Annotated in this window: 8 protein-coding genes and 1 riboswitch; of the genes, 3 read left to right on the forward strand and 5 right to left on the reverse strand. The window is 44.5% G+C overall.

Going from position 1 to position 9,005, the window contains the following annotated elements:
• Positions 1–33: 33 nt before the first annotated feature.
• Positions 34–1,500 carry a Na+/H+ antiporter NhaC gene (gene nhaC, locus ON01_RS15485; RefSeq protein ID WP_280990996.1) on the reverse strand — a complete coding sequence of 489 codons (1,467 nt, stop codon included), beginning with the start codon at positions 1,498–1,500 and terminating at the stop codon, positions 34–36.
• A 142-nt stretch (positions 1,501–1,642) separates the two neighbouring features.
• Entirely contained in the window at positions 1,643–2,992 is a 1,350-nt protein-coding gene (locus tag ON01_RS15490) for an alanine/glycine:cation symporter family protein (RefSeq protein WP_010531992.1), read from the reverse strand.
• Positions 2,993–3,158: 166 nt separating this feature from the next.
• On the opposite strand from ON01_RS15490, the gene ON01_RS19630 reads away from it, so the two are divergent.
• Entirely contained in the window at positions 3,159–3,320 is a 162-nt protein-coding gene (locus ON01_RS19630; protein WP_010531993.1) for a hypothetical protein, read from the forward strand.
• A 47-nt stretch (positions 3,321–3,367) separates the two neighbouring features.
• Here ON01_RS19630 and ON01_RS15495 read toward each other — a convergent pair whose 3' ends face one another.
• On the reverse strand, positions 3,368–3,883 hold the full coding sequence (locus ON01_RS15495; protein WP_010531994.1) for a GNAT family N-acetyltransferase: 516 nt from the start codon (positions 3,881–3,883) through the stop codon (positions 3,368–3,370).
• Between the two features lie 186 nt (positions 3,884–4,069).
• Here ON01_RS15495 and ON01_RS15500 point away from each other — a divergent pair, with 186 nt between their 5' ends.
• Positions 4,070–5,095: a proline dehydrogenase family protein gene (locus ON01_RS15500; RefSeq protein WP_010531995.1), complete on the forward strand. Its 1,026-nt coding sequence runs from the start codon at positions 4,070–4,072 to the stop codon at positions 5,093–5,095.
• A gap of 43 nt (positions 5,096–5,138) precedes the next feature.
• Here ON01_RS15500 and ON01_RS15505 read toward each other — a convergent pair whose 3' ends face one another.
• Positions 5,139–6,596, reverse strand: a complete 1,458-nt coding sequence (locus ON01_RS15505) for an aldehyde dehydrogenase family protein (protein WP_010531996.1) — start codon at positions 6,594–6,596, stop codon at positions 5,139–5,141.
• Positions 6,597–6,775: 179 nt separating this feature from the next.
• A complete protein-coding gene (locus ON01_RS15510; RefSeq protein WP_010531997.1) occupies positions 6,776–7,897 on the reverse strand; it encodes a PLP-dependent transferase in 1,122 nt (373 codons plus the stop codon).
• A gap of 86 nt (positions 7,898–7,983) precedes the next feature.
• Positions 7,984–8,086, reverse strand: a riboswitch (SAM riboswitch).
• A 182-nt stretch (positions 8,087–8,268) separates the two neighbouring features.
• On the opposite strand from ON01_RS15510, the gene ON01_RS15515 reads away from it, so the two are divergent.
• Positions 8,269–8,592, forward strand: a complete 324-nt coding sequence (locus tag ON01_RS15515) for an HAD family hydrolase (RefSeq protein WP_010531998.1) — start codon at positions 8,269–8,271, stop codon at positions 8,590–8,592.
• The last annotated feature ends 413 nt before the right edge of the window (positions 8,593–9,005 follow it).

Genomic DNA, 9,005 nt, shown 5'->3' on the forward strand with positions numbered 1-9,005 from the left:
AGCACCCCGCTTTATTAAATGGGGTGCTTTTCGCTATGTTGTCTGTGTGCCTTCCGAATCCTGCGCAGTATACCAAATGAATTTATTCGTATAGCCGTAAATGATCACAAGGACGATTGCGGCAAAATTCAGCCACAGAAACGGCACATATTGCAGGACTGGAACCCCGAACATTGCGGCCATGAATATGCCGTTATCAGACCATGGGACCATCCCTGATGTTAATGTGCCGCCCACTTCCGTATTCCGAGAAAGAATACGCCGGTCAACGTTCAGACGGTCATAGTTCTTCTCCATAATTTTTGGCGTTAAGATTAACGAAACATACATGGCACAGCCAAACACATTGGATAAAAATCCGGTCAAAAGCGTTGAAACCGATAGACGGCCAGTATTCTTAATGAATTTTGTAAACGAATCAACAAGAACCTGCAGTGCGCCGATGTAATTCAATAAACCGCCAAACCCAAGTCCGAGGATGATGACCATCACCGACCCGACCATGCTCGTAATGCCGCCGCGGTTCAACAGTTCATCCATAAATTCATTGCCGGATTGCAGACTGAATCCGTCATAGGCGGTGCCTAAAGCCGAAACGAAATCCATGTTCTGGAATATCGACGCCCAAACGGCGCCGAGTAAAGCACCGAATGCAATCGTCGGAAAAGCGGGTTTTTTCATGGCTAATAAAACGATGACGATAGCAGCAGGGAGCAGCATGATCCAGCTGACATTAAATTCGTTGCCGATCGCTGTCATAATCGAATTCACTCTGCTTAAGTCCACGTTATCGGCTGTATACGTAAAACCTACAATTGTAAAAGCGGTGCCGCTGATAATGAGTGCCGGCACACTGACATAGAGCAGTGATTTGATGTGTTCAACAATGTTAACCTTCGTAATCGAAGCAGTCAGGACGGTGCTGTCGGACAACGGTGACAGCTTATCGCCAAAGTAGGCACCTGAAAGAACAGCCCCCACAACCATCGGGAGCGGCATGCCCAATCCTTCTCCGACACCAACCATGGCGATCCCCGCTGTTCCGGCGGTTCCCCAGGATGTTCCTGTTGCCAGTGATGTTATGGCACAAAGGATGACAGTGGCTAATAAGAATATGCTTGGATGAATAAATTCCAGACCAAAATAAATAATGCTCGGTACAATACCGCCTGCGATCCAGGTGCCGATGAGTGCCCCGACAGCGATTAAAATTAATACGGCTTCCAATCCATTGAAGATGCCGTTTTTCAGCGCTTCCTGTAAATCATCGTACTTATATCCCAGCCTCAGCCCCAGCAAAATGACCAAAAATAATGCGATAAATAATGCCAATTGAATGGACAAATTAAAAATACCGGTGAATGAAAAGGCGATTGCCAGGAATAAAACAAGTAAAATGAGCACCTCTAAAATGGTTGGATTTCGACCGCTATTTTCAAGGTCATGATTCATTATCATTTTTCTCCTCTCTGAAGTATAATCGTGGAGCTTGTTTAAAATGTATGATAAAAGTCATTTCAGGATGACGCTCAATTAGATGCATATCGAGGGACAACAGCAGTTTTAATTGGAAAATGAGGCTGAAATGGCATTGGAAAGCGCCCCGCCCCATAAGGGAACAAGGCGCTCCGTACACGTCTTACTATGCGGCATTTTTCTTTTCGGCGGACCGTATTGCATTAAACCGTTTCGTTTCCTTAACAACGACTCCCGATAAGAATAAGAGGCCGATCAAGTTAGGTATGGCCATTAAGCCGTTGAAAATGTCGCCCAGATTCCATACGGTTTCCAGCGACAGCGTAGCTCCCGGGATAATTGCCAGTACAAAGATAACCCGGTAAAGTAAGGTTAAGTTATCTCCTACCAAGTAAGTGAAACATTTCTCACCGAAATAGCCCCAACCTACAATAGTCGAGAAGATAAATGTTAAAAGCGTCACTGCAACGATAATCTCACCATATCCAGGCAGCAGTGCTTCAAATGACGATGCTGTGAGCGCAGCACCTTCTTCACCGCTCGTATACAAGTCAGCCATTGTCAGTGTAAGTCCTGTAATCGTACAAACAATAATGGTATCGATAAAGACTTGAGTCATGGAAATGAGTGCCTGGCGCGCCGGGACGTCTGTACGGGCAGCTGAAGCGGCAATTCCGCCGGTACCCAGACCTGCTTCGTTAGAAAACAAACCGCGGGCAACCCCCATTCGGATAACTGTTCCAATAGCACCTCCAGCAGCGGCCTGGCCGGTAAAGGCATCACTGAAAATTAACCCGAAAGCTTGTGGTACGATATCGATATTCGTAAAAATAATAATAAAGCCGGCTATCAGGTAAAACACGACCATGACAGGAACGAGAATACTAACTGTCCGACCGATACTTTTAACGCCGCCGATGATGACAAGCCCGACGAGAATGGCAAATATTAGACCGGTTGCCCAAAGCGGAATGTTAAACACATCCTGGGCAACATCTGAAGCAGCATTTGCCTGAATCATGTTGCCGATTCCGAAGATGGCTGCAAAGACGGCGAAAAAGGCGAAAATCATACCCAGCCATTTTTGTCCCAGGCCTTTTTCAATATAATACATCGGCCCACCAGACATTTCACCTTTGTCGTTCGTCTGCCGATATTTTACCCCGAGTACGCCCTCGGAATACTTCGTTGCCATTCCGACAAGGGCTGTGATCCACATCCAAAAAACGGCACCAGGACCGCCGGCTACCACCGCTGTTGCTACCCCAACAACGTTACCAGTTCCAACCGTTGCAGCAAGCGCCGTCATGAGTGCCTGAAAATGGGAGATATCCCCTGTGGATTCTTTGTCATGTTTTTTAAACGTAATACTCAATGCATATGGAAGCATTCGAAATGAAAAAAACGCTAATCGTACCGTTAAATATAAACCGGTTCCCACTAACAGGATAATCAGCGGTAACCCCCAGACGAAGCCGCTTATTTGACCACTTATGTTCGCAAGCCACTCTCCCATGTCAATCCTCCCCCTTTATGTAAATATAGTATAAAAGGTATACGAATATTATAAAAATGTCAATAAGTCCTACGAATAATTCTGTTAAATCTTAGACGTTTTGTCATAACATGATGACCGGCGGGGAAAATAAGTATGTGATACGACATGATAGGAGGAAAGTCATATGTCCGAACAAAACAAGAACCGCAATAAAGATAAGAATACACAGAACAATAAGAACAGATTTAATAAGCAAAAACCTGATCCTGATGTGGAGTTCGCGAAAGATCGGGAATTTCTCAATTTGGATAATAAACGCAATAAGCGGCACCGTCCGAATCACTGACATTCGAAAAGCTGCCGGTTTATACACCGGCAGTTTTGTAACTTATTTTATGTCATCTTCCAATAATCCCGCTGAAAAATACTCATCGTAATGCCATCATGATACGCCCCGTTGATAAAAAAGTGTTCAATCATCTTACCTTCCACCTGAAAGCCTGCTTTTTCATAAACATGACCGGCCTTTTCGTTTACTTTTGATACAATTAAGTAAAGTTTATGAAGGTTAAGGACGGAAAACGCATAATCCATCGCCAGTTTAGTCGCCATCCCTGCATAACCGTTTCCCTGATGGGCGGGATCGATCATGATCGCAAATTCCGCATTCCGGTGGCGCTGCTCTATGTCAAACAGTCCGACAAACCCTAGCTGCTTCTCACCATCTGTTAAAATGAATTCACGGTTTTTCGGGTTGTCCTTATCTTTGTCAAAGCTTTCTTTCAGTTGTTCCATGGACATATAAGACTCACTGAACCAGTAATTCATGACATCCGGGTTGTTGAATAGTTTGTGCAGAAATGTTAAATCATCTTTTTCAAGTGCGCGTAATCTTAAATTGTTTGCCATGTTGTCAAATCTCCTTTTACGAGTCATTAGGCTTAATTTTACCAGAAGCCCTTAATACAGTCATTTGAATATCTATAACTTCCATTTTATTTTTTCACTCTGTTTATAGTATAATAGAATTATCTTCTAGTATTAGCAATTGTTTAAACACTATCCATTGTAAATGAAGTCGGGGGAGTTTTCATCATGGCAAATGTAATGCGCGATTTTTTCATCGGACTATCAAATAATCGATTTTTGAATACACAGGCAAAAAAATGGGGATTTTCCCTGGGTGCTGATAAGTTTGTTGCCGGTACTACCGTTGAAAGTGTTATGGAAGCGGTTAAAGAATTGAATCATCAGGGCATCAGCTGTACGCTTGATAACCTGGGGGAGTTTGTTTCCGATAAAACGGAAGCAGGCGAGGCGAAAGATAAAATCATCAGGCTGCTTAATACGATCCATGAGGAAAATGTGGATTGCCATTTGTCAGTTAAATTAACCCAGCTCGGATTGGACATTGACCAGGCGTACTGTACTGAGAATATGCGAGAAATTCTCGATATCGCCAGGCAATATAATATTTTTGTGAACATCGACATGGAGGACTATTCGCACTATGACCAGACGCTGGAAGTGCTGCAGGCTCTTCGCAAAGACTATGATAATGTCGGGACTGTCATTCAATCATATCTTTACCGCGCAGAGGAAGATATGGAAAACCTGAAGAATGTGCGGCTGCGGATTGTCAAAGGGGCCTATAAAGAAAGTGAGGAGGTTGCCTATCCTGAAAAACAGGATATCGACCGCAACTTTCTGGAGCTTGCCAAACAGCGGCTCGCGGGTGATACGTTCACTTCCATCGGTACGCATGATCATCATATTATTAATGAACTGAAAGCGTTTGCTGATGAGCACAACATTGATCATGATAAATTTGAATTCCAGATGCTTTACGGTTTCCGGAATGATATGCAGAATAAGCTGGCAAATGAAGGCTACAACTTCTGCACCTATATTCCGTTTGGCGATGACTGGTTCGGCTATTTCATGCGCCGTCTCGCTGAACGTCCACAAAACATGACTTTGGTTTTGAAAGATACGTTTTACACCGAGGACAATAAGCTGAAGAAAGGTCCGATTGCTGCCGGTGGTGCAGTGGCGGCTACTTCAGCGATAGCCCTCTGGTGCGTCAAAGCAAAACGTGATAGGAAAAAGGATAATGAGTAATTCTATGCAGTGTCGTGATTGTACGACACTGTCTTTCATCTCCCTAGTATGGGATTTCACGCTGCTGATAGTGGACAGAGATCCATTTCAGCGTTGTAAATTCTTCCAGGCTCCAGTCGCCATTCAATCGGCCCATACCGGATTTCTTTTCACCACCGAAAGCGACAATCGGTTCGTCGTTGATCGTAATGTCGTTCACATGAACCATGCCGGTGTGCACTTTCTTGGCTAATTGAACACCGCGTTCACCGTCGGATGTATGAACAGCACCGCTCAATCCGAATTCGGTGTCATTGGCGATTTTGATTGCCTCTTCGTCTGTTTCAAATGTCATCACACTGACAACCGGGCCGAACAGCTCTTCTTGGGCCACAGCCATGTCCGAGGTTACATCAGTCAATATGGTTGGTTCCACCATATTGCCGGAGATGTCGCCTTTCAAAATTGGCGTAGCACCTTGTTCGATCCCTTTATCAATAATGGCTTTAAGGTTTTCTGCCGCGCCTTCATTCACAACAGGGCCAATGACGGTGTCCGGATCCCGCGGGTCACCGGTTTTGAGTGATGCAATTTTCTCCTTATATTTCGTGATGAATTCGTCGTAAATGGATTGATGCACAATGATGCGGTTAGCGGACATGCAGATTTGCCCCTGATGTGTAAACCGGCTGAATGCTGCTGCCTCAACTGCGTAATCAACGTCGGCATCATCAAGGATAATGAACGCGCTGTTGCCGCCTAATTCCAGTATCGGCTTTTTGAAATGTTTCACTGCTAACTGGCCGATATGGCTGCCGACTTTGGTTGAGCCGGTAAACGATATGATTCTTGGTATCGGGTGTTCCACAAAAGTGTCCCCGATTTCGTTGATATCTGTGACAACGACGTTAAACAAACCTTTTGGGACGCCTGCTTCTTCAAAAATTTTAGCAATCAGTGTTCCACCCATAATAGGCGTTTCCTCATGCGCCTTTAGCACAACACCGTTGCCAGCACCGATTGCAGGAGCAACCGATTTGATGGATAGGAAAAATGGAAAATTAAACGGGCTGATGACTCCGACAACACCCGCTGGCATCCGATATAGACGGTTTTCCTTTCCATTTTCCACGGAAGGCAGAATTTTACCTTCCTTATTTAGCGGGAATGTCGCGGCTTCCTTGATCATGTCTTTAACAAGCCCGATTTCAAACGCGGCTTTTAGGCGTGTTCCGCCAAGTTCGTCAATAATGATATCAGTGATGTCCTCTTCATGCTCCTCAATGTACGTGACGGCATTTTCGAGCGTGTCACGCTGCTTGTAAGGGTTGATCTGGTTCCATTCATCCATTGCATCTTGAGCAGATTTGTAAGCTTCATCGACATCCTCTGTGGTGGCCATTTTGAATTGCGTGATACGCTCGCCATTGTATGGATTTTTATCAGTTAACGTATTGTTGCTTCTACCGTCGCGCCAAGTACCGGCAATATACTGTTTGTTGAGAGAATTGATGTTTGTCATAATGTGCCTCCAAGTTGTTCTATACAAGCGTGATTCATCTTTTAGGATATACCAATTTAAGCATTTTAATTGTGACAGAGACAGACAAAATCAGGTACTTGAACAAGCGTTTTTCGTTAATAAAGGGACATCACTGCTTTATCCCGACTTCAACAGACAGTAAGACCCCGCTTTATTCTCTATCCATTCTTCCTTTCCACTGCGGCAAATCCCTGCTTAAGATCCTGAATCAGATCATCCGCATGTTCTATCCCTACTGACAGCCGCAAAAGTTCGTTGGTCAGGCCGTATGAATTGCGCACGTCTACGGGAATTTCAGCATGTGTCTGTGTTGCCGGATAGGTGATCAGGCTTTCAACACCACCAAGGCTTTCAGCAAATGTGAGCACATTTAATGCCCGTAGAAATGGCACCACACGATTTTCATCTTTTAGGAAAAAGCTTAGCATACCACCCTTGCCTGGATAAAGTACGTTTCTGACGAGCGGCTCAGATTCAAGATATTCCATAAGTTGTTTTGCATTCTGTTCGTGCTGGCGCATGCGGAGGGGCAGGGTTTTCATGCCACGCATGACAAGCCAGCAGTCGAATGGTGACAGAGTTGATCCTGTTGAATTGTGGATATAAGCGAGCTCTTCACTTAATTCCATTCCTTTGGACACAACGACACCGGCCAGGACGTCATTGTGCCCGGCAAGATACTTGGTGGCGCTGTGGATCACGATGTCAGCCCCCTCATCAATCGGTTTTTGAAGGTAAGGCGTATATACCGTGTTGTCCACGATAAAAAGCAGATTATTCGCTTTGGCCACACTCGAAACAGCTGTCATATCAATGTTTGTCATGAGCGGGTTCGTCGGAGTTTCGATATAGATCGCTTTCGTGTTTGACTTGATTTGCTTTTGCAATTCGTGCGCATCGCTGCCAATCCAGTATGTAAATGCAAAGCCCTGCTTTTGTTCGAGCAAATCAAAATAGCGATAGGATCCGCCGTAAACATCACGACAAGTTATGACATGATCCCCGCTTCTAAACAGCGAAAATACAAGCTGAATCGCACTCATTCCGGAGCTTGTGGCAAATGCTTTGTCGCCATTTTCAAGGTTGGCCATTGCTTCTTCAAAAACATCCCGTGTTGGGTTGCCCGTCCGCGTATAATCGTAGCCATTGCCATGCCCAATCTCGTTGTGTCTGTAGGAAGTGGATAAGTAAATCGGGGTGCTGACCGCTTTTAATGCTTCTTCTTTCCGGTTGCCGATCTGGGTAAAAACTGTTTCACTATGGTGTTTCTGATAGGACATGATATCCCTCCTCCGATATGTAGTAAAGCGCCATAAATCAAAAAAACCTCTTCCGGATAAGAAGAGGGTAAACAAGTACCTGATGCTTCTTATCTAAAAAGCTTGACGCTTACTGGAATTGGCACAGTACTTTTGAAGTCTGTTGCCGAGGCTTCACAGGGCCAGTCCCTCCACCTCTCTGGATAAGAAAAAGAATCACTATGAAATTGAATAATTATATCCAATTTACAGCGGAATTTAATTGCTGTCAACAGTTTTTCTGGATTCGGCCATATTTCTAACCGCGCGGATCATGCTGCTTCTTTTCCGAATATTTACTTTTTTACCGGACTAGCTTACAATAAAATGAAGAGGTGGTACCCCTGGGCGTTGTGACAGTAGGCTTTGACGGCACCCTGTATCAGGGCAATTCATTTAAAGTGATGTTTCAAGCAGCAAATAAATCATTTGGCTGGAAACAGTGGAGCGTGGTTGGAACAGGTATTGTTAAAGCGGCAGCTGGAGGTCTGATTAAAGGCAAAAATGCGTTTCGCATGCGATTTTTTAAAGCTTTTGCGAAGTCGTTTAAGGGCATGACGCAAACCGAACTTAATGCGTTTTTTCAGAAACGTGTTGCGATGGGTACAAAGGATGCCCATTATGACTTGATTCATAAATTCACGAGCATGAATGCCAGAAGGGGCTGGGCAATCTGACTGGAGACGAGACGGAGGAAACATGGGCATATGCCGACAGTAAAAGTGATGTCCCATTGTTTCAGTTTGTCAAATATCCGATTGTCGTGAACCCGGATGAAGACATGAGAAAGATAGCTGCGAATGGAGGATGGGTGTTGTTTGGCTGAATAAGATACGGGCATAAAAGAGACGTTTGATGTTGGCGGATACTAGATGTTTACAGCCAGCAAAATTCTTGAAGAACTTGTTTAGGATCTGTGCACTCAAGTAATCTGGATTTATGGATTTTGTCTCTTTCAGTAAAGATTACTATTATTTATCTTACAGTTGATATAAATTACGACACAACCCAGAAGTTAGCGAGAATCTCTAACCACGCAGCTGGAATATACTCGCTTTCCGTGGGCTCACCACGAGCCTCCTCGCTCGCA

Origin of the sequence: Lentibacillus jeotgali, from assembly GCF_000224785.1 — a bacterium.
GTDB classification, from domain to species: domain Bacteria; phylum Bacillota; class Bacilli; order Bacillales; family Amphibacillaceae; genus Lentibacillus; species Lentibacillus jeotgali.

Excerpts from the sequence above, each read along its gene's own strand:
- ON01_RS15490 (WP_010531992.1), bottom strand. The coding sequence starts at position 2,992 with ATGGGAGAGTGGCTTGCGAACATAAGTGGTCAAATAAGCGGCTTCGTC.
- ON01_RS19630 (WP_010531993.1), top strand. The coding sequence starts at position 3,159 with ATGTCCGAACAAAACAAGAACCGCAATAAAGATAAGAATACACAGAAC.
- ON01_RS15495 (WP_010531994.1), bottom strand. The coding sequence starts at position 3,883 with ATGGCAAACAATTTAAGATTACGCGCACTTGAAAAAGATGATTTAACA.
- ON01_RS15500 (WP_010531995.1), top strand. The coding sequence starts at position 4,070 with ATGGCAAATGTAATGCGCGATTTTTTCATCGGACTATCAAATAATCGA.
- ON01_RS15505 (WP_010531996.1), bottom strand. The coding sequence starts at position 6,596 with ATGACAAACATCAATTCTCTCAACAAACAGTATATTGCCGGTACTTGG.
- ON01_RS15510 (WP_010531997.1), bottom strand. The coding sequence starts at position 7,897 with ATGTCCTATCAGAAACACCATAGTGAAACAGTTTTTACCCAGATCGGC.